The sequence below is a fragment of the Stenotrophomonas sp. CASM114 genome (assembly GCF_049384325.1).
GTDB classification, from domain to species: Bacteria; Pseudomonadota; Gammaproteobacteria; order Xanthomonadales; family Xanthomonadaceae; genus Stenotrophomonas; species Stenotrophomonas muris.
The window spans coordinates 49,510-69,233 of sequence record NZ_JBMRGJ010000007.1 but is presented as its reverse complement, the minus strand read 5'-3'; the positions used below and the strand labels follow the sequence as shown (position 1 = coordinate 69,233).

Sequence of the window (19,724 nt, the reverse complement as noted above, 5' to 3'; positions counted from 1 at the left end):
CGCGGTGCGCGCCGGTCAGCAGAGGAAGACGATCATCTGCCGCAGGATTCGATGGCGTGATTTCGACGTGCGAAATTCTTGCATCGCGCTGCCGCATACGCCATTGCGCGGTGGTACAGCGCCGATGGCGGTGGGGATGGGTGGGCTATACGTGGGTATAGCCCCGGCATGGTGGGGGCCGACCTTGGTCGGTGCTCGTGTGCCAACCAAGGTTGGCACCCACCGGGACGAATGGGGCCTGGTAGAGGCCGACCTTGGTCGGCGCTTGCCGTTTGTGTGTGCCAACCAAGGTTGGCACCCACCGGGACGAATGGGGCCTGGTAGAGGCCGACCTTGGTCGGCGCTTGCCGATTGTGTGTGCCAACCAAGGTTGGCACCTACCGGGGCGAATGGGGCCTGGTAGAGGCCGACCTTGGTCGGCGCTTGCCGTCTGCGCGTGCCAACCAAGGTTGGCAGCTACCGGGGCGAATGGGGCTTGGTAGAGGCCAACCCTGGTCGGCGCTGGCCGCCTGCGTGTGCCAACCAAGGTTGGCACCTGCCGGGGCGAATGGGGCCTGGTAGAGGCCGACCTTGGTCGGCGCTTGCCGATTGTGTGTGCCAACCAAGGTTGGCAGCTACCAGAGCATAGGGACGCGCGGTTACTGCAGGACGAAACGCTCGATCGCGCGCGCCACGCCTTCGTCGGCATTGCTGCTGGTCTCAAACCGCGCCACCGCCTTCACCGCGTCGATGGCATTGCCCATCGCCACGCTGGTGCCGGCGTACTGCAGCATGGTCAGGTCGTTTTCCTGGTCGCCGATGGCCATCACGTTGGCCCGCTCAATGCCCAGGTGCTCGGCCAGCTTCTGAAGGCTTGGCCCCTTGCCCGCGCGGTGGTCGAACACTTCCAGGAAGAACGGTGCGCTCTTCAATACCGCGAAGCGCTCGGTCAGCGCGCTGGGCAGGCGCGCGATGGCAGCGTCCAGCACCTCGGGTTCGTCGATCATCATCAGCTTGATGAAGGACATCGACGGGTCCATGTCTTCCACGCGACGATACGACAGCGGCATCCGCGAAAGATGCGAGTCGGCCACGGTGTAGTAGCTGATGTCCTGGTTGGGCGTGTACATGCGCTGGCTGTCCAGCCCCTGGAAGTGCACGCCCAGGTCGCGGGCGACCTGCTCGCAGAACAGGAAGTCGTCGAAGCTGAGCGGGTACTCGACCACGGTTTCGCGCGTGCCGATGCGCTGCACCAGGCCGCCATTGCAGGCGATGCAGTAGTCGTCGTTGCCGGTGATGCCGAGCTCGTGCAGGTACGGCGCCAGGCCCGGAACCGGGCGGCCACTGGTCAGCACGATGTGCACGCCCAGCGCCCGCGCCTGCGCGATGGCCTTCCTGGCGCGGGGGGTGAGCTGGTGCGACGGGTCCAGCAGCGTGCCATCCATGTCGATGGCGACCAGTTCGATGGTCGATTGCCTGCGGCCCATGTCCATTGCGTTCAACTCGTGCGGGGCACGCCAGTTTACCCCCTCATGCCCGGTTCACCTCTTTGCCCACGTTGGCCGGGATACTGCAGGAGCCTGTGCGTCCCCCACCGCAGGACGGCCCGCTGACCGCCCTTCCCTGGAGAACCTTGCGACGCATGACCTACCGTGCCCCCGAAACCAACGACAGCGCCCCCCTGGCCCAGCAGATCGAGCAGATGATCGACGAGCTGCCCGGCGACCAGGTGAGCGTCGGCACCCTGCTCAGCGCGCTGGGCGATGAGGGCCTGCTGCTGGTCGTGATCCTGCTCTCGGCCATCTTCATCATTCCGGTGTCGATTCCCGGGCTGAGCACGGTGTTTGGCGCCTCGATCCTGCTGATCGGCCTGAGCCGGGTGCGCAACCGCCCGCTATGGGTGCCGCAGAAGCTGGCGCGCCGCGAGATCGCCACCGACAAGCTGAAGGCCAACCTGGGCCGTGCGCTGAAATGGGTGCACCGCATGGAGCGGCTGTCGCGGCCGATGCGGCTGGCGGTGATGGTGCGCTCGAAGAGGATGATGCGCCTGAACAACCTGGCGCTGGTCGTGGCAACCCTGCTGCTGATGGCGCCGGCCGGGCCGATTCCCTTCAGCAACACGCTGCCCGCACTGGCGCTGATGTCGTTTGCGATTGGCTTCATCCAGCGCGATGGTGCGGCGGTGGCAGCCGGCTACGGCTTCGTGGTGGCCACGGTGGTGTACTTCGGCGTGCTGCTGGGCGGCGTGGGATTTGCCGCCGAATCGGTGTTCAGCGGGTTCCGCAGCAGTACCGCCGAACTGTAGAGCCGAGCCCATGCTCGGCTGCTGTTCGCTCGGTGCACGGAAACCCGCGCGCTGCGCGCGTAAGCCGAGCATGGGCTCGGCTCTACAAAGGCCGGATCCACAGCAGTCGAGCGTGGCTCGACGCTACACAGCTATTTCGCCGACACCCGCCACACCACGTCGCCCACGTCGTCGGCCACCAGCAATGCACCCTCGGCATCCATCGCCATGCCCACCGGCGCGCCCATCAGGGTCTTCTCGTCCTTCGAGGTGAAGCCGCTGACCACGGTCTGCGGCCGCCCGGTCGGCTTGCCGTCCTTGAACGGTACGTAGACCACTTCGTAGCCACTCAGTGGCGAGCGGTCCCAGCTGCCGTGCTCGCCGATGAAGGCGCCGCCGTGGTACTGCGCCGGCAGTGCCTGGCCGGTGTAGAACAACAGGCCCAGCGGTGCCACGTGCGAGCCGATGGCATAGTCCGGCACGATCGCCTTGGCCACCAGGTCCGGCCGCTGTGGCTGCACGCGCTCGTCCACGTGCTGGCCGTAGTAGCTGTAGGGCCAGCCGTAGAAGCCATCTTCCTTCACCGAGGTGAGGTAATCCGGCACCAGGTCGGCACCGATCTCATCACGCTCGTTGGCCACGGCCCACAGCTGGCCAGTGCTCGGCTCCCAGTCCAGCCCGGTCGGGTTGCGGATGCCCGACGCAAAGATGCGGCTGCCACGGGTGGCTACGTCCACCTCCAGCACGACCGCGCGGCGGTATTCGACGGCCAGGCCATTTTCAGTAATGTTGCTGTTGGAGCCGACGCCCACGTACAGCTTGCTGCCATCGCGGCTGGCCAGCAGTTCCTTGGTCCAGTGGTGGTTGATGGTGCTGGGCAGGTCGGTGAACTCGCGGCCCTTGTCGGACATGCGGGTTTCGCCGGGCACGTAGTGGTACTGCATGATGTTGCCGGTGTTGGCCACGTACAGCGTGTCACCGATCAACTGGATGCCGAACGGCGAATGCAGGCCTTCGATGTAGACGTGCTGGGTCCAGGTGTTGGTGCCCGGCGTGCGCCGCAGCAGCGTGACCCGGTTGCCACCCTTGCCAGCCTTGCCCGAGCGCGCCTTCACCTTGCCGGCGATCCACTGCTTGGGCGTGGTGACCGGCTCTTCGCCAGGGCCATTGCCTTCCACCACTAGCACATCGCCGTTGGGCAGGGTCAGCAGGCGCCGCGGGTGCAGCAGATTGGCGGCGATGCGCTCGATCTTCAGGCCTTCGGCCACCGTGGGGGTCTGTCCATCAGCCCAGCCAACGCCCTTGGGTACCTGCATCGGCGGCATCAGGAAGTTGGCCGGCTTGGGCAGCGGCGGCTGCGGGCCCGACTGGTCGGCCGGATGGTATTCGGCCTTGCCCGCGCAGGCCGACAGGATGACGGCCAGTGCCAGCGCGGCGACGGTGGGCAGGATGTGCTTAGCCATGACGACCTCCCTGCAGCACCGGCGGCTGCAATGACAACAGGATCAGGCCCAGGGCGATCAGGGCCACGGTCAGCGCCGACAGGATCGTGCCCAGCACAGCAACGGCATACGCATCGCGGCTGTGCACGAAGGCGTTCCAGATGGCCAGCACCACCGCGACCAGGTTGAGGAAGAAGTCGATGCGGTCGATGCGGGTGGCCGTGCCGTTGCGGCGCCAGACCGCGAACAGGTTGATCAGGCGCGGCACGATGGCGATCAGCAGGCCGAAGGTGATCAGCCAGGCGGCGGCCTTGCCCCACATCACCTCGGCGCTGTTGAGGTAGATCGCGTCGAAGATCAGTGCACCGACGAAGAAGCCGAAGGGTATCGGGTTCAACAGGCTGAACAGCGTGGTGCCGAGGCCGCGATGGGCCTGGGCGAGCGGATTGACCATCATCGTGCTCCGTGCGGAAGGGTGCACGGGCTGTAGTAGCACAGCGCGATGTGAGGGCGCGCGATGATGCTGGGTAGATTCGCGCCATGCGTGGATACGCGTGCCAACCAAGGTTGGCACCCACCAGATGCGGGCCGCTGCAGCCGTCATTACCCCACGGAATAAGTGTTTGTGACGCAATTTGCATATTCGTACATTGCGGATGTGAAGAGGTAGGGGGTTCTCCGTTGTGTCGCGTTTGGCTCGTTGCGATGGGGCAGTTCCGCCCCGCCGTCCTGCCATGCCGATTCACAACAGAAGGATTCGTGTATGAAGCGACACACGCAACGCTCCGCGCCACCGCGCTCTGCGCGCCTGGCCCTCGCCACTGCCCTGGTGCTGGGCAGCCTGGCCGTCACCGCCCAGGCCCAACAGGCCGATCCGCTGGCGGGTATCCAGTGGCACCTGCTCAATACCGGGCAGACGGTCCCGGCCGACACGCTGCCGGTAGCCGGCAACGATCTGAACGTGGATGGCCTGTTCCGCAATGGCATCCGTGGCCAGGGCGTCACCATCGCCATCGTCGACGATGGCCTGCAGATCGCGCATCCGGACCTGGCGGCCAACGTGGCCGCGGTGGCCGGCAAGAACTTCACCAATGGCTCGAACAACCCCACCCCGACCAACCCGGATGTCGACAACCACGGCACCATGGTCGGTGGCATCGCCGGTGCGGTGGGCGCCAACAACCTGGGCGTGCGCGGTGTGGCCCCGGCGGCGACGCTGAAGGGCTTCAACCCGATTTCGCGCTCAGCCCTGGGCAACCAGCAGAGCAACATCGAGTACGCCTGGTGGGACGGCGCGGAGTCGGCCGACGTGCAGGTGTTCAACAACAGCTGGGGCGCCGGCCCGGGCAATCCGAACCTGCCGTTGGCGTACAGCGAAAACACGATTCGTTCGTATGAGCAGGCCCTGTCGGGGACGCGCGGTGGCCGTGGCGGCATCTACGTGAAGTCGGCCGGCAACAACTTCAACAATGCCTCGATCAGCCAGACCCAGGATGTCTGCACCACCGACACCAAGAACCGCAACACCGGCTGCGTGCCGGCTGGCCGTGATCCGCGCAACAACCTGTTCAACGTGATCACGGTAGGCGCGGTGCGTGCCGATGGCGTGCGCTCGTCGTATTCCTCCACCGGCTCGGCGCTGTGGGTGTCGGCCTTTGGCGGCGAGTACGGCCTGCAGGCGCAGTACGCCCCGGGCCTGGTGGCACGCGCCTACGACCCGGCCATCGTCACCACCGACGTGACCGGGTGCGCGCAGGGCAGCAACAAGAACACCAACCGCCAGAACACGCTGGACAGCAACCTGTCGGCCATCGACAGCACCTGCAACTACACCGCCAAGATGAACGGCACGTCCGCGTCGGCACCGATGGTGTCGGGCGTGGCCGCACTGGTGCTGGAAGCCAATCCGAACCTGTCCTATCGCGATGTGAAGTACATCCTGGCCACCACCGCCACCCGCAACCACCCGAACCAGCCGGCGGTGACACTGGCCGACGGGCGCACGCTGGTGCCGGGCTGGACGGTGAATGCTGCCGGCCGTGCCTACAGCAACTGGTATGGCTTCGGCGTGGTCAACGCTGCACGTGCAGTGCAGGTCGCCGAGAACTTCCAGTCGCTCGGTGCGCTGGTCGACAGCGGCTGGCGCAACACCACGCGTACCGTGGCCATCGGCAACACCTCGGCTGCCGCCGCACGCCTGACCTTCCAGTTGGCCAACGGCGCGCGCAACATCGAAAGCGTGCAGCTGGGCTTCCGGGTCAACCACCGCAACACGCGCCAGCTGCAGTTCGTGCTGGTGTCGCCCAGCGGCACCCGCAGCGTGGTGCAACCGGCGTTCACCGCGATCGGTTCGGGCACGGGTGGCGCGCAGAGCAACTTCACCAGCTGGGACCTGCTGTCCAGCAATGCCTTCCTGGATGAGAGTGCCAGCGGCACCTGGACGCTGGAAGTGACCGACATGGGGCAGGCCGCGACCGCTGCATCGCGTGGCAACCTCGAATTCTTCAAGATCCGCGTTCTGGGGCACTGATGATGAAGACCACCATTCTGTTGAGCACGCTCGCCTTCGCGGCGATGACCTCCCCTGCCTGGGCACAGAGCTCGGGGCAGACCCCTCCGGCCAGGACCCTGTCGACCGTGGATGCTCAGGAACTGAAGGCGTCCGCTACCGGCCGCTCGTTCGATGTGGGCGGCACGCGTTTCCAGCTGTCGCCCTCGGCAACGGTAAAGCAGGCCAGCGGCGGCCAGTTCACGATCACCCCGCAGGCGGCGGCGACCACCAGCTCGCGTACCAAGCGTTCGCTGGATGGCGCCGCGGCGGCGCCTGCTGATGCCGGTGCCGGCAAGTTCGCGGCGGCGGTCTCCCGTGACGGAGCGCCGGTGGTGGCGACCTCGCGGGTCAAGGTGTTCTTCACCGATGCAGCATCGGCCCAGCGCGCGGCTACGGCCACCGGTGGCACCGTGGTGAAGGTGTCGAAGGCTTCGGGCCAGGCCATCGTGGAGTACCCGTCGGTGAACGCGGCACTGGATGCGACCACCAGGCTGCTGTCCACCGCCGGTATCCGCGCCACCGAGCCGGACGTGGTGCAGTGGGAAGAGACCAAGTAAGGCGTTGAGCGGTGCCCCGGCCGGCTGGCTCTCCTGGCCGGCCGGGGATTGGCGTGGGGGTGTGCCCGACCAACGGTCGGCACCCACCGCGGTAGAGGTGGCGTCAGCGGGCGGCCAGTGTGCCGCTGTGCTTGAGGTGGCAGCTGGCCAGTGCGTCGTTGCCGGCGGCCGGGTGGCCGGGCTCGAGCAGCAGGCGCTGCACGTCCGAGAACAGCTTTTCCACCGGCATGCCGTACGGCGCGAACAGGCGCAGGCGGCCCTGGCGGTCGAACACGTAGCCGCCGGCAATGTGGCTCATGGTGTAGGTATCCGGTACCTGACCGGGTTCCTTTTCGTAGAACGCCTTGAAGTCGCTGGCCATCGCGGCCAGCTGCGCATCGTTGCCAACCAGCGCGATTGCCTTGGGATCGAACGCTTCCACATAGGTGCGCGCGACCTCGGGCGTGTCGCGGGCCGGGTCGACGCTGACGAACACCACCTGTAGCTGATCGGCATCCTTGCCCATCAGGTGCTTGACCTGGCTCAGCTCGACCATCGTGGTCGGGCACACGTCCGGGCAGCTGGTGAAGCCGAAGAACAGATAGGTCACCTGCCCCTGCAGGTCCTTGGGGCCACGCACGGTGCCGTGGCTGTCGGGCATCGACCACTGCTGGCCAAGTTCTTCGCAGGCGATGTCCTTCGCATAGAAGTCCATGCGCGACTGCGCGCTGCAGCCGGCCAGCAGGCCGAGCAGCAGGCCTGCGGCCAGGCGCAGGCCACGATGGGGGAACGCAATGCCTTTCACGGTTCGCAGGCTCAGTTGATCATCATGTGGTAGTGCATGCTCCAGATGATCCAGACCGACAACGCGACGACGATGAACAGGATCACCAGGGTGAACACGAAGCTGGCCAGGTTCCAGCCACCTTCGGACTTGCGGTCCATGTGCAGGAAATAGACCAGCTGCACCAGGATCTGCGCCACTGCGAAGCCGACCAGCAGGAACAGCGTGAGCGGCCGCGACAGCACCGGATTCATCACCAGTGCGAACGGCACCACGGTCAGCAGCGCGCACAGCACGAAACCGATCAGGTAGGACTTGGTGGAGCCGTGCGCATTGCCGGCGCGCGAGGTTTCGACGTGGGCCATGTCAGAAGGCTCCGATCAGGTAGACGAAGGTGAAGACGCAGATCCACACCAGGTCCAGGAAGTGCCAGAACAGGCTCAGGCACGACACGCGGGTGATGTTGGTCGGGGTCAGGCCACGGCGGTAGACCTGGTGCATGACCACCGCCATCCAGATCAGGCCGCTGGCCACGTGCAGGCCGTGGGTGGCGACCAGCGCGAAGAACGCCGACAGGTAGGCACTGGTGCTCGGGCCCGCGCCTTCGTGGATCAGGTGCGAGAACTCGTAGATCTCCATGCCGATGAACGAGGCACCGAGCACGAAAGTCACGCCCAGCCAGCGCAACACCGCCGAGGTGTCGTGGCGATGCATGGCCAGCACGGCCTGGCCGTAGGTGATGCTGGAGACCAGCAGCAGGAAGGTCTCGGCCATCACGAACGGCAACGAGAACAGGTCCTTGCCGGTGGGGCCGCCGGCGTAGGCGGTGCTGAGCACCGCGTACGAGGCGAACAGGGAACCGAACAGCACCAGGTCGGACATGAGGTACACCCACATGCCGAACACCTTCATGCCGCCCTGTTCGTGGCCATGGTCGTGCTCGTGGTGGTCCTCGTGCGCCTGCGTGTCGCTGGCCAGCTCCGGGCGGGTCAACAGGTTCATGCGCGTACCTCCTTCAGCTTGGCAAGGTTGGCCGCTTCGGTGCGCGCCACCTCTTCGGAACTGACGTAGTAATCCACGTCCTCATCGTAGGACCGCACGATCAGGGTCACGATCATCGCGATGAAGCTGGCTGCGGCCATCCACCAGATGTGCCAGACCAGGGCGAAGCACAGCACCAGGATCCAGATGTTGAGGATCAGCGGCACGCCGGTGTTCTTCGGCATGTGGATCGGGGCGTACGTCTTCGGCGGCGGCGGCAGGCCGCGCTTCTTCGCTTCGTGGAAGGCATCCAGCTCATCGGCCTTGGGCACCACGGCGAAGTTGTAGAACGGCGGCGGCGACGGCGTGGCCCATTCCAGCGTGCGTGCGTTCCACGGGTCGCCGGTCAGGTCGAGGTTGCGCTTGCGGTCGCGCACGCTCACGTAGATCTGCACCAGCATCAGGATGATGCCCGCGAACACGAACAGTGCACCGATGAAGGCGGCGATCAGGTACGGCGTCCACGCCGGGTTGTCGTACTGGTTCATGCGGCGGGTCATGCCCATGAAGCCCAGCATGTACAGCGGCATGAAGGCCAGGTAGAAGCCGATCACCCAGCAGGCGAACGACCACTTGCCCAGGCGCTCGTTGAGGGTGAAGCCGAACACCTTCGGGAACCAGTAGGCGAAGCCGGCCAGGTAGCCGAACAGCGCGCCGCCGATGATGGTGTTATGGAAGTGGGCGACCAGGAACAGGCTGTTGTGCAGCAGGAAGTCCGCGCCCGGGATGGCCAGCAGCACGCCGGTCATGCCACCGATGGTGAAGGTGACCAGGAAGGCGATGGTCCACAGCATCGGTACGCTGAACTCGACGCGGCCGCCGTACATGGTGAACAGCCAGGTAAAGATCTTCACGCCGGTGGGGATGGCGATGATCATCGTCATGATGCCGAAGAAGGCATTGACGCTGGCACCCGAGCCCATGGTGAAGAAGTGGTGCAGCCAGACGATGAACGACAGGATGCCGATCGCCAGCGTGGCGCCCACCATCGACTTGTAGCCGAACAGCTTCTTGCGCGCGAACGTGGCGGTGACTTCAGAGAAGATGCCGAACGCCGGCAGCACCAGGATGTACACCTCCGGGTGGCCCCAGGCCCACACCAGGTTCACGTACATCATCGGGTTGCCACCCAACGTGTTGGTGTAGAAGTTGAAGTCCAGGTAGCGGTCCAGGGTGAGCGCACCCAGCGCCACGGTCAGGATCGGGAAGGCGGCGATGATGATCACGCTGGTGACCAGCACGGTCCAGGTGAACACCGGCATCTTCATCAGGGTCATGCCCGGCGCACGCATGCGCAGGATGGTGATGAACAGGTTGACGCCGGTCAGCAATGTGCCGATGCCCGAGGCCTGCAACGCCCAGATGTAGTAGTCCACGCCTACGCCCGGACTGAACTCGATGCCCGACAGCGGCGGATAGGCCACCCAGCCGGTCATGGCGAACTCGCCAACGCCCAGCGAGATCATCATCAGCGCAGCGCCAACCACGAAGATCCAGAAGCTGAAGGCGTTGAGGAACGGGAACGCCATGTCGCGTGCGCCGATCTGCAGCGGCACGATGATGTTCATCAGGCCGACCACGAACGGGGTGGCCACGAAGAAGATCATGATCACGCCATGCGCGGTGAAGATCTGGTCGTAGTGCTCCGGTGGCAGGAAGCCATCACTGCCTGGCCCGGCCGCGGCCAACTGCGCGCGCATCATCAGCGCGTCGGCGAAGCCACGCACCAGCATGACCAGCGCCACTACCACGTACATGATGCCGATCTTCTTGTGGTCCACGGTGGTGAACCAGTCGCGCCAGAGCACGCCCCATAGCTTGAAGTACGTCACCGCGCCAAGCAGCGCGAGGCCACCCAGCACCATGGCCGCCAGCGTGACCACGACGATCGGCTCGTGCAGCGGCACGGCCTCCCACGTCAATTTACCCAACATGTTCGTTACTCCTGGGAAACCTGGGCACCACCGGCAGCACCCGCCGGGGACGCAGCAGCGGTGTTCTCACCGACGCCGATGAACTGGTCGATGACCTTCTTGAACAGCAGCGGTTCGACGCTGGAGAAGTGCTGCACCGGCGCGTTCTTCGACGGTGCGGCCAGCGCCTTGAACTGGTTGAAGTCCAGCGCCTGTGGTGCGCTGCGTACCTCGGCCACCCAGCGCTCGAACTCCTCGTTGCTGCTGGCGGTGGCAATGAACTTCATGTTCGAGAAGCCATGCCCGCTGTAGTTGCCGGACATGCCACGGAACTGGCCGGGCTCGTTGGCGATCAGGTGCAGCTGCGTGCGCATGCCGGCCATCGCGTAGATCTGCCCACCCAGCTGCGGGATGAAGAAGGTATTCATCGTCGAGTTGGAGGTGATGTTGAACGCCAGCGGGCGGTTGGCCGGGAAGTTGAGCTGGTTGACCGTGGCGATGCCCAGGTCCGGGTATACGAACACCCATTTCCAGTCGGTGGCGATCACGTCCACGTGCAGCGGCTCACCGGCCACGTCCAGCGGCTTGTACGGGTCCAGTTCGTGGGTCGACTTCCACACGATCACGGCCAGGCCGGCAATGATCAGCAGCGGCACGCCCCAGACCACGATCTCCACCTTGGTGGAATGCGACCAGTCCGGCGTGTATTTCGCCTTGGTGTTGCCGGCGCGGAAGCGCCAGGCGAATACGAAGGTCAGCACGATGGCCGGTATCACCACGATCAGCATCAGGCCGATGCAGATCAGGATCAGGTCGCGCTGGGCGAGCCCGACCATGCCCTTCGAATCCAGCAGCACCCAGTCACAGCCCGACAGGCCGACGCAGGCCAGGGCGACCAGCGCCAGGCGGATGCGGTTCCAGCAGATATTCATTGGAGGTCAACCCTGTTGAAGAAGCGCGCTTGACCGGCTCGCCTGCGCGCAGCGCCCGGGCGTGGAGCGGCTACACTGTGGGTACGAGGTCGCCTACAAGAGAGCGATCCACCCCAATCAAGCCCATACAAGATACATCATTGTATGGACTTGTGCATCTGCACGTATGGAAAAACTGACCGATGACGCCACCTGCCGCCGGCCGCCGCCTGAAACACCCCAATCGCACCTGGGTTCGCCCCTTCCGCGAGGGCGCTGGCCCGCTGTACCTGCAGATCGCCCAGCAGGTGCGCGAGGCAGTGGATGACGGCGTGCTGCGTCCGGGCGACCGGCTGCCGCCGCAGCGCGACCTGGCCCAGCAGGTGGGCGTGGACCTGACCACGGTCACCCGGGCCTTTGCCGAGCTGCGCCAGGCTGGCCTGCTGGATGCGCAGGGCGCCGGCGGCACCTTCATCGCGCTGTCGGCCGGCAACCGCAGCACCTCGGTGGACCTCAGCATGAACATCCCGCCGCTGCTGGGCAGCGCGCCGTTCGCACAGGGCATGGAGGCCGGTTTCCAGCACGTGGGCCAGCAGCTGGGCCAGGGCGAACTGATGAGCTACCACGTCGGCGCCGGCACCCGCGAGGACCGCGCCGCCGCCGTGCAGTGGCTGTCACCGGTGCTGGGCACGGTGGGTGCCGACCAGGTGGTGATCTGCCCCGGCGCGCAGACCGCACTGTGCGCACTGATCCTGGCCCGCACCCAGCCGGGCGAGCTGATCGCCGCCGAGCAGCTGACCTACCCGGGCCTGCTGGCCGCCACGCGCGTGCTGCAGCGGGGTGTGGTGCCAGTGGCGATGGACGCCGAAGGCATGCTGCCCGACGCGCTGGAAGAGGCCTGCCAGCTACGCCGCCCGCGCCTGCTGTACCTGGTACCGACCATCCAGAACCCGACCACGGCGACGATGTCGGCACAACGCCGGCAGGCCCTGCTGGCGGTTGCCAAGCGCCACGATCTGACCGTGATCGAAGACGATCCCTACTGGTTGCTGGCCGGGGACGCCGCACCGCCGCTGGCCGCCCACCGCGACGCTGGCTGCCCGGTGTATTACATCTCCACCCTGTCCAAGTGCCTGGCACCGGGCCTGCGCACCGCCTACCTGGTGGTGCCGGGCGGCGAACCGATGGAACCGGTGTTGGACGCCCTGCGTGCGATCGCGCTGATGCCGACCCAGTCAATGGTGGCGGTGGCGTCGCAGTGGATCCGCAGCGGCCAGGCCCAGGACATGGTGCAGCGCTTCCAGCAGGAGCTGCGCGAGCGCCAGGCGATTGCCGCGCAGTACCTGCCGTCCCGCGCGCGGGCGCACCCGGCCGGCCTGCACGTATGGCTGCCGCTACCGCCGCGGCTGGACCAGTACCGGCTGATCCAGGCCGCACAGGAACAGGGGCTGGGCATCGCCAGTTCGGACGCCTTCAGCGTGGAGGAACCGCCACCGGGCAACGCCATCCGCCTGTCGCTGGGCGGCGCAGTTGACCAGGATGCGCTGGCCGGGGCGCTGGCCAAACTGAACGAGATCCTGTCTGAGGCCCCCGGGGCCCGGCACAACGCCATCGTCTGAACCGGGCGCATGGCGCCGCATCCATACAAGATGATATTTTGTATGCAATGTATGGATGAAGGGACGTGCGTCGATGCGCGCCGAGAGACTGAAGTTCCACCTGGTAATGGCCGGCTGTGGTGGCTTCGTGGTGTTGATGCTGGCCGCGCTGGCCTGGGTCTGCCTGCAGCCGCAGACCGTGGATGTGCAGGCCGCCGAGCGCCACGCCATCGAGCAATGCGTGCAGCGCAGCGAGGATCCGTCGCGTAGCGAGATCCAGCGTCGCGCGCAGGCCGACTCCTGCCGCGAGATGCGCAAGCAGTACGTGCACAAGTTCGGCGGGGACGCGTCCTGATGGGCGCAGCCGCGCCGCGCCGCCGCTGGCTGCTGCCGACGATGATCGCCCTCGCCTGCCTGTTCATGGCCGGCGTGGCGGCTGCGCTGTGGCAGTACTTCGGCTACAGCGCGCAGTCGACGTTCACCGAACAGGCCATCGTCTTCGACGACTCGCAGCTGCGCCTGCCGTCCGATCTGGCCGGCGATACCGGCCGCATCCGCGTGGTGCACTTCTGGGACCCGGCGTGTGCCGTCTGCAACCGCGAAACCGGCGCACACCTGAGCTACCTGATCAGCATGTACCGCCGCGCCGGCATCGACTTCTATGCGATCCGCCGCCCCGGTACCCACGGCGAACTGCCTGAGCCGCTGCGCAACAAGGTGATCAACCTGCCGACCATCGACGGCATCGAACACATCCCGGCCAGCCCTGCCGTGGCGATCTGGGACCGGCAGGGCCACCTGGCCTATGCCGGCCCGTACAGCATCGGCATGGTCTGCAACTCGGCCAACAGCTTCGTCGAACCACTGCTGGACAGACTGGTGCGCGGCGAAACCGTGCGCCCGAAAGGACTGCTTGCCGTGGGCTGCTACTGCCCCTGGCAGGCCAAGCGCTGAGGACGCGCAATGACACCACTGACGCTGGCCGCTGTGGCCGCCACAAGCAACAACGGCGGTCACCTGTCCGAACCGACCGATGGTTATGGACAGGCTCCCGCCGTTGGAAGCAACGATACGCCCCGACATGCTCCGTACATGCCGCGACCGGATGTCGCAGCCCGCGAATGGGTGCAGGACGTGCTCGCGCACAACGGGCCGATCTACCTGCGCATCGTCAATTCGCTTGAGCGCACGGTACGTCGCGGTGGGCTTGCACCAGGACAACGCCTGCCCTCGCAGCGCGCGTTGGCGCAGCAGCTCGGCGTCGACCTGACCACGGTAACGCGGGCATTCGACGAAGCGCGCAAGCGCGGCCTGATCGAGGCGCGCGGGCCACAAGGCAGTTTCATCGCACCACCCAAGGCCGGCTTCGACCAGGTGGTGGACCTGAGCATGAACGTGCCGCCGGTGCCCGATGCCGATGCGCTGGCCGAAACCCTGCGCCGCGGTGCCGCCGCCGTGCTTGCGCGCAGCAACGCGCCGAACCTGATGACCTACCACCTGGGCGGCGGCAATCCCACCGACCGCCACGCGGCAGCGCGCTGGCTGCAACCGATGCTGGGCGCGGTGGAGGATGCCAGCCTGTTGCTGACCGAAGGCGCGCAGGTGGCATTGGCCGCGATCCTGCTCAGCCAGGGCCGCGATGGCGACGCGATCCTGTGTGACACGCTGGTCTACCCGGGGCTGCTGCAGGCCGCCGGGGCGCTTGGGCGGCGGCTGGTACCGGTGGACGGCGATGAGTACGGGATGTGCCCCGAAGCACTGGTGAGGCAGGCGCGCGGGAGTGGCGCGCGGTTGGTCTATCTCAATCCCACCTGCCAGAACCCGACCGCGCTGACGCTGTCGTTGCAACGGCGCGAAGCGCTGGCGCGCGTCTTGGAAAGCGAGAACCTGTTGGCGGTCGAGGATGATCCTTACTGGCACCTTGCCGAAGAGGCACCCATACCGTTGGCAACGCTGGCACCGCGCCACGTGTTCCATGTGGCGACGCTGTCGAAGGTGATCAGCCCCGGCCTGCGCACGGCCTTCGTGCGCTGCCCGGGTGCCGCGCACGCCGAGGCGATGGCTTCGGCCTTGCGCGCCACCCGGTTGATGGGGCATCCGCTGGTGGCGGCGCTGGCCAGCCAGCTGCTGCTGGATGGTTCGGCGCAATCGCTGCTGGCGCAGGTGCGCAGCGAAGCGCACGAGCGCATGCGCATGGCGCGCTACCTGCTGGCGCCTTCGCTGCTGCTGCGCGCCGAAGGCCTGCATGCCTGGTGCCGGGTACCAGCGCCATGGACTGACGCCACCCTGGTGCGTACCGCACAGCTGCAGGGGCTGGCGATCGCGCCATCTTCGGCGTTCTGTCCGCCGGGGGTGCAGCATCAGAACGGCGTGCGGCTGTCGCTGGGGCTGGCGGCCGATCGCCGGCAGCTGGAGAGCGCGTTGCGGCGGATTGACCGGTTGTTGTTGTCGGACGCGTTGCCGGCGATCGAGCGGTAGCCCTGGAATGGGATGTGCCGACCAACGGTCGGCACCCACCCGACCGGTAGTGCCGGCCGCTGGCCGGCGGAAGATTCCTCAGCACGGTTGGAATGTGCCAACCAACAGTTGGCACCCAGCCGACCGGTAGTGCCGGCCGCTGGCCGGCGGAAGATTCCCCGGCACGGTTGGAATGTGCCAACCAAGGTTGGCACCCACCAGATCGGAGGTAGATCGTGGAATGGGATGTGCCGACCAACAGTTGGCATCCAGCCGACCGGTAGTGCCGGCCGCTGGCCGGCGGAAGATTCCTCGGTACGGTTGGAATGTGCCAACCAAGGTTGGCACCCACCAAAGCAGGGTCAGGCCAAGGCGGAGAGGGCCTTCACCAGCGCATCCATCTGCTGCGGCCGGGTGAACACCGACGGCGTCACCCGCACGCAGGCGCCGGAGTCCAAGCCGTCGCGATGGGTGGTGAACACGCGATGCTCATCCAACAGGCGCCTCTGCAGCGCGATGTTGTCAGCCACGCTGGTGCGCCCGCGCAGGCGGAAGCTGGCCAATGCACTCGCCAACGCCGGATCCGGCGAAGACAGCACTTCGATGTGCGCCATCTGCCGCGCCGGCAGCGTCCAGCGCTCGCGCAGGTAACGCAGGCGCGCCTGCTTGTTGTCCGCACCGATGCGCTGGTGCAGGGCAATCGCCTCCGGAAGTGCCAGGTAAGCGGCGAAGTTGACCGTGCCGGTGTGTACGCGGCTGCCCACACGGCCGTCGTCGGTCTCGCCCATGTACGGGTCGAGGTCCGCAACGCGGCCCCTGCGCACGTACATCGCGCCGACACCGACCGGTGCGCCGATCCACTTGTGCAGGTTGATGCCGACGAAATCGGCCTTGAGCTGCGGCACCGCGTAGTCGATCTGGCCGAACCCGTGCGCCGCATCGACGATCACGTCGATACCGCGTGCGCGTGCACGCTCGGCGATCTCGGCCACCGGCAGCACCAGCCCATGGCGATGGCTGACCTGGGTCAGCAGCACCAGCTTCAGGCGTGGCAGCCGCGCGAACGCGGCCTCGTAGGCCTGCAGGATCTGCGCATGGTCGGGCACCACCGGCAGCGCGATGCGCTCGACCTGCACGCCACGGCGCTGCTGCAGCCAACGCATCGCACCGATCATGCTGTCGTAGTCGATGTCGGCGTACAGCACCTGGTCGCCGGGCCGCAGGCGGTTGTAGCCACCGATCAGCGCCAGCATCGCTTCGGTGGCGCCACGGGTCAGTGCGATCTCGTCGGCGCCCACGCCCAGCAGTTCGGCCACCTGCCGCTGCACCGCCATGTACTGCGCCGGGAACTCATGACGGCCGTACCAGGCGTTACCACGGTTCACCTCGGCGGTGTGGCGCTGGTAGCTGGCCAGCGTCTCGCGGCCCATCGCGCCCCAGTAGCCGTTCTCCAGGTGGTTCACTTCATCGGTGATGTCGAAGTGGCTGGCCACGGCGGCCCAGTAGCCTTCATCGCGGGCCAGCGCGTCCGGCGCTACGGTCGTTGCGGGAATCTGCATGGGCGCAGCGTAACCCGCGGCCGCCATGGCGGGCAGTGAAGACAGCGCAGCTGCAGCCGGCAACAGTGCACCGGCACGCAACAGGACGCGGCGGTTGCGGTCCATCAGAAGCTCAGCCGGTACTGTGCGTACAGGTTGGCACCGTCGGTGTCGTACGGCGCGTTGCGCGAGTAGACCAGGCCGCGACTGGCCTGGAAGGTGGCTTCGTCCGGATAGCGGTCGAACACGTTGTCGGCACCCACGCGCAGGCTGTGATGTTCGTTGATGCGATAGCCGACGGCCAGGTCGAGGAAGCTCATCGCACCGAAACGCTGGTAGATATCGCCCACCGCATTGCCGCTGGAATCGGTCCAGGCACCGTAGTAGCGCATGCGCGCCATCAGCGACCAGGCACCGATGTCCCAGCTGCCGGTCAAGCTGCCCTTGTGCTCGGGCAGGCGATCTTCGAACAGCACGCGCTGGGTCTCGTTGGTGGCCACCGAGGTGCTGCCGTTGTCCACGCGGGTGCGGTTGTAGTTGTAGGCCAGGGTCAGCGTCATGCGGCCCGCGCCGAGGTCGCGCAGGCAGTTGCCGACCACGTCCACGCCGGTGGTGGTGGTGTCGAAGTCGTTGGTGAAGTAGTTCACCGAGGTATAGCCCAGCGGATTGGGCGTACCGGCCGGAATGGCGAAACTGGCCGACTGGCTGAAGCGGTCGGTGAGCTTGATCTGGTAGACATCCACCGAGCCGGACAGGCCCAGGTCGGTGCGCCAGGTCAGGCCCAGCGATGCGGTACGCGATTCTTCCGGCTTCAACGGCCTGGCACCGAGCAGCTGCGCCAGCGGATCGTTCGGCGACAGGCGGCCGCTGGTGAAGATCTGCAGCGTGCGCGTATCCAACCCCTGGGTGGTGCTGGTGGTGTTGAGCTGCGCCGGCGTCGGCGCGCGGAAGCCGGTGGACACGGTGCCGCGCAGGGCGACGTCCGGGGTGATCGCGAAGCGCGCCGACAGTTTGCCGTCCAGTGTGCTGCCGAAGCTGGAGAAGTCCTCATAGCGGCTGGCTGCACCGATGCTCCAGCGCTCGCCCAGCGGCACTTCCATGTCCACGTAGGCGGCCTTGCTGCGCTGGCTCCACTGCCCGGCCTGGCTGGCCGAGAAGCCCGGCGCGCCATTGGAGTTGGCCTCCAGGCCCGCGGCCGCGCCCGGACCCACCGCGTACGAGGCCGGATCACCGGCGCGCACCTGGTAGGTATCCTGGCGGAACTCGCCACCGAAGGCGACGCTGATCGGCTTGGACAGCGCAGCCACGTCCCATTCGTAGTTGAAGTCGGCGTTGGCGTTCTTCTCGGTCTGGGTGAGGCGGCCGAGATCGAAGTCGGTCGGGCTGGCCGGACCGAGCGAGGCATTGATCGAGTTCTTCAGGCGATAGTCGATGGCGTTGCGGCCATACGAGGCGCTGACATCCCAGCGCAGCTTCGGCGTGATCTCGCCGCGCAGGCCACCGACCAGCTGCAGGTCGTTCTGCACGTTGCCGTACTGCGGGCTGAAGCCGACCGGATACAGCGAGCGCAGGTTCCAGCCCGGGAAGATGGCGGTGGTGCGGTACGCGCCGGCGGTGGTGTCCGGGTTGCGCCAGTTGAAATCGCTGACGCCATCGCTGTGGCTGTACAGGGCAAAGGCATAGAGCTCCAGCGTATCGCTGGCGTTGGCCTTTACGTTGAAGCCGACGCGGCGGCTTTCCAGTTCCGGCTGGCCCCAGCGCTGCACCGGGTTGGGCACCTCCAGCTCCGGATGCGCGGCCTGGAAGGCGATGGCATCGGGACGCTGGCGGGTGCGCGAGGTGGCGTCGGAGGTGGACGATTCGACGAACAGCACCAGGCTGCCATAGTCGCCCAGCGACCAGCCGGTGCGCGCACTGAAATCGCGCGAAGCACCGTCGCCCTGCGCGTACTGCGAGTAGCCGGCGGTGATCTCGCTACCCGGCCCATCTTCCAGGATGATGTTGATGACGCCGGCGATGGCGTCCGAGCCGTACTGCGCCGACGCGCCATCACGCAGCACCTCGATGCGCTTGATCGCGCTGGTTGGAATCTGTGCCAGATCAGCGGCCTGTGCACCACGGTTGCCGAGCAGCGCGCTGCGGTGGAAGCGGCGGCCGTTGACCAGCACCAGGGTCTGGTCCGGCGACAGGCCACGCAGCGTGGCCGGACGCACGAACACCTGGCCGTCCGCCATCGGCAGGCGCTGCACCACGAACGACGGCACCAGCTGGGCCAGCACGTCCTTCAGGTCGGTGGATTCGACGGACCTGATGTCTTCCTTGCTGAACACATCCACCGGCGCCAGCGTTTCGAACTGGGTGCGGTTGGACGCGCGGGTACCCGTGACCAGCATCGCGTCGAGCTGGGTGGGCGCGGCGCGGCTGCCGCCGGCGGCATCGACCGCATCGGCCTCCGCTGCGATCGCGCCTCCTGCGCTGGCCATGGAAAGGGCAAGGAGGATGGAACGCGAAAGCTTCGAACGATGCACGGCAGGGCTCCGGGAGGACGCGACAGGGCCAGCACCTGTGCGCACACAACAGGCCTGGACAAGGCGCGCAGTCTCGGCGCGATGTGTGAAGGAGGCATGACGTCAGTACGACAGCTTGATGCGCCAACCAAGGTTGGCCCCTGCCAGGGCTCATCCGTAGAT

The 19,724-nt window shown here is 66.6% G+C and carries 17 protein-coding genes; 7 read left to right on the top strand and 10 right to left on the bottom strand.

The window, feature by feature from the left end; genetic code table 11:
* Positions 1 to 638: 638 nt before the first annotated feature.
* Positions 639 to 1,472 (bottom strand): sugar-phosphatase, encoded by an 834-nt coding sequence (gene yidA, locus VG566_RS09715; protein ID WP_069117700.1) that lies wholly within the window; start codon positions 1,470 to 1,472, stop codon positions 639 to 641.
* Positions 1,473 to 1,621: 149 nt separating this feature from the next.
* Here yidA and VG566_RS09710 point away from each other — a divergent pair, with 149 nt between their 5' ends.
* Positions 1,622 to 2,284: an exopolysaccharide biosynthesis protein gene (locus VG566_RS09710; protein WP_241884480.1), complete on the top strand. Its 663-nt coding sequence runs from the start codon at positions 1,622 to 1,624 to the stop codon at positions 2,282 to 2,284.
* Positions 2,285 to 2,415: 131 nt separating this feature from the next.
* Here VG566_RS09710 and VG566_RS09705 read toward each other — a convergent pair whose 3' ends face one another.
* Positions 2,416 to 3,726, bottom strand: coding sequence for a PQQ-dependent sugar dehydrogenase (locus tag VG566_RS09705; RefSeq protein WP_241884479.1), 1,311 nt, complete (start codon positions 3,724 to 3,726; stop codon positions 2,416 to 2,418).
* A complete protein-coding gene (locus tag VG566_RS09700; protein ID WP_100450738.1) occupies positions 3,719 to 4,159 on the bottom strand; it encodes a DUF2231 domain-containing protein in 441 nt (146 codons plus the stop codon). The genes VG566_RS09705 and VG566_RS09700 overlap by 8 nt, the downstream gene beginning before the upstream one ends.
* Positions 4,160 to 4,468: 309 nt before the next feature.
* Between VG566_RS09700 and VG566_RS09695 the strand changes: the two genes are divergently transcribed.
* Together VG566_RS09695 and VG566_RS09690 are read left to right on the top strand one after the other, a co-directional pair.
* A complete protein-coding gene (locus VG566_RS09695) occupies positions 4,469 to 6,235 on the top strand; it encodes a S8 family serine peptidase (protein ID WP_076739467.1) in 1,767 nt (588 codons plus the stop codon).
* Positions 6,235 to 6,813: a DNA breaking-rejoining protein gene (locus VG566_RS09690; protein WP_329846290.1), complete on the top strand. Its 579-nt coding sequence runs from the start codon at positions 6,235 to 6,237 to the stop codon at positions 6,811 to 6,813. The genes VG566_RS09695 and VG566_RS09690 overlap by 1 nt, the downstream gene beginning before the upstream one ends.
* A 103-nt stretch (positions 6,814 to 6,916) precedes the next feature.
* Here VG566_RS09690 and VG566_RS09685 read toward each other — a convergent pair whose 3' ends face one another.
* From VG566_RS09685 to cyoA, 5 genes are read right to left on the bottom strand one after another with little or no spacing between them, the layout of a single operon-like run.
* The gene (locus VG566_RS09685; protein ID WP_014648727.1) at positions 6,917 to 7,597 is read right to left on the bottom strand and encodes an SCO family protein; all 681 of its coding nucleotides are present in this window, start codon (positions 7,595 to 7,597) and stop codon (positions 6,917 to 6,919) included.
* 11 nt (positions 7,598 to 7,608) lie between these two features.
* The gene (gene cyoD, locus VG566_RS09680) at positions 7,609 to 7,941 is read right to left on the bottom strand and encodes a cytochrome o ubiquinol oxidase subunit IV (protein WP_006399830.1); all 333 of its coding nucleotides are present in this window, start codon (positions 7,939 to 7,941) and stop codon (positions 7,609 to 7,611) included.
* A gap of 1 nt (position 7,942) precedes the next feature.
* Positions 7,943 to 8,578, bottom strand: coding sequence for a cytochrome o ubiquinol oxidase subunit III (gene cyoC / locus VG566_RS09675; RefSeq protein WP_080281857.1), 636 nt, complete (start codon positions 8,576 to 8,578; stop codon positions 7,943 to 7,945).
* The gene (gene cyoB / locus VG566_RS09670; protein WP_032958781.1) at positions 8,575 to 10,551 is read right to left on the bottom strand and encodes a cytochrome o ubiquinol oxidase subunit I; all 1,977 of its coding nucleotides are present in this window, start codon (positions 10,549 to 10,551) and stop codon (positions 8,575 to 8,577) included. The genes cyoC and cyoB overlap by 4 nt, the downstream gene beginning before the upstream one ends.
* A gap of 5 nt (positions 10,552 to 10,556) precedes the next feature.
* Positions 10,557 to 11,462, bottom strand: coding sequence for a ubiquinol oxidase subunit II (gene cyoA, locus VG566_RS09665; RefSeq protein ID WP_014648731.1), 906 nt, complete (start codon positions 11,460 to 11,462; stop codon positions 10,557 to 10,559).
* A 182-nt stretch (positions 11,463 to 11,644) separates the two neighbouring features.
* Here cyoA and VG566_RS09660 point away from each other — a divergent pair, with 182 nt between their 5' ends.
* The 4 genes from VG566_RS09660 to VG566_RS09645 are packed head-to-tail and all read left to right on the top strand — an operon-like array spanning position 11,645 to position 15,517.
* Positions 11,645 to 13,060, top strand: coding sequence for a PLP-dependent aminotransferase family protein (locus VG566_RS09660; RefSeq protein ID WP_241884477.1), 1,416 nt, complete (start codon positions 11,645 to 11,647; stop codon positions 13,058 to 13,060).
* 55 nt (positions 13,061 to 13,115) lie between these two features.
* Complete coding sequence (locus VG566_RS09655) at positions 13,116 to 13,394, top strand: hypothetical protein (protein ID WP_169411283.1); 279 nt, start codon at positions 13,116 to 13,118, stop codon at positions 13,392 to 13,394.
* Complete coding sequence (locus tag VG566_RS09650; RefSeq protein ID WP_032958773.1) at positions 13,394 to 13,993, top strand: DUF6436 domain-containing protein; 600 nt, start codon at positions 13,394 to 13,396, stop codon at positions 13,991 to 13,993. Before VG566_RS09655 ends, VG566_RS09650 begins: the two co-directional genes overlap by 1 nt.
* A gap of 9 nt (positions 13,994 to 14,002) precedes the next feature.
* The gene (locus VG566_RS09645; protein WP_241884476.1) at positions 14,003 to 15,517 is read left to right on the top strand and encodes a PLP-dependent aminotransferase family protein; all 1,515 of its coding nucleotides are present in this window, start codon (positions 14,003 to 14,005) and stop codon (positions 15,515 to 15,517) included.
* 341 nt (positions 15,518 to 15,858) lie between these two features.
* On the opposite strand, the gene VG566_RS09640 is transcribed toward VG566_RS09645, so the two are convergent.
* Both VG566_RS09640 and VG566_RS09635 read right to left on the bottom strand, forming a co-directional pair.
* Positions 15,859 to 17,160 (bottom strand): aminotransferase class V-fold PLP-dependent enzyme, encoded by a 1,302-nt coding sequence (locus tag VG566_RS09640; protein ID WP_241884475.1) that lies wholly within the window; start codon positions 17,158 to 17,160, stop codon positions 15,859 to 15,861.
* Positions 17,160 to 19,562, bottom strand: a complete 2,403-nt coding sequence (locus tag VG566_RS09635; RefSeq protein WP_241884474.1) for a TonB-dependent receptor — start codon at positions 19,560 to 19,562, stop codon at positions 17,160 to 17,162. The genes VG566_RS09640 and VG566_RS09635 overlap by 1 nt, the downstream gene beginning before the upstream one ends.
* Positions 19,563 to 19,724: the final 162 nt, after the last annotated feature.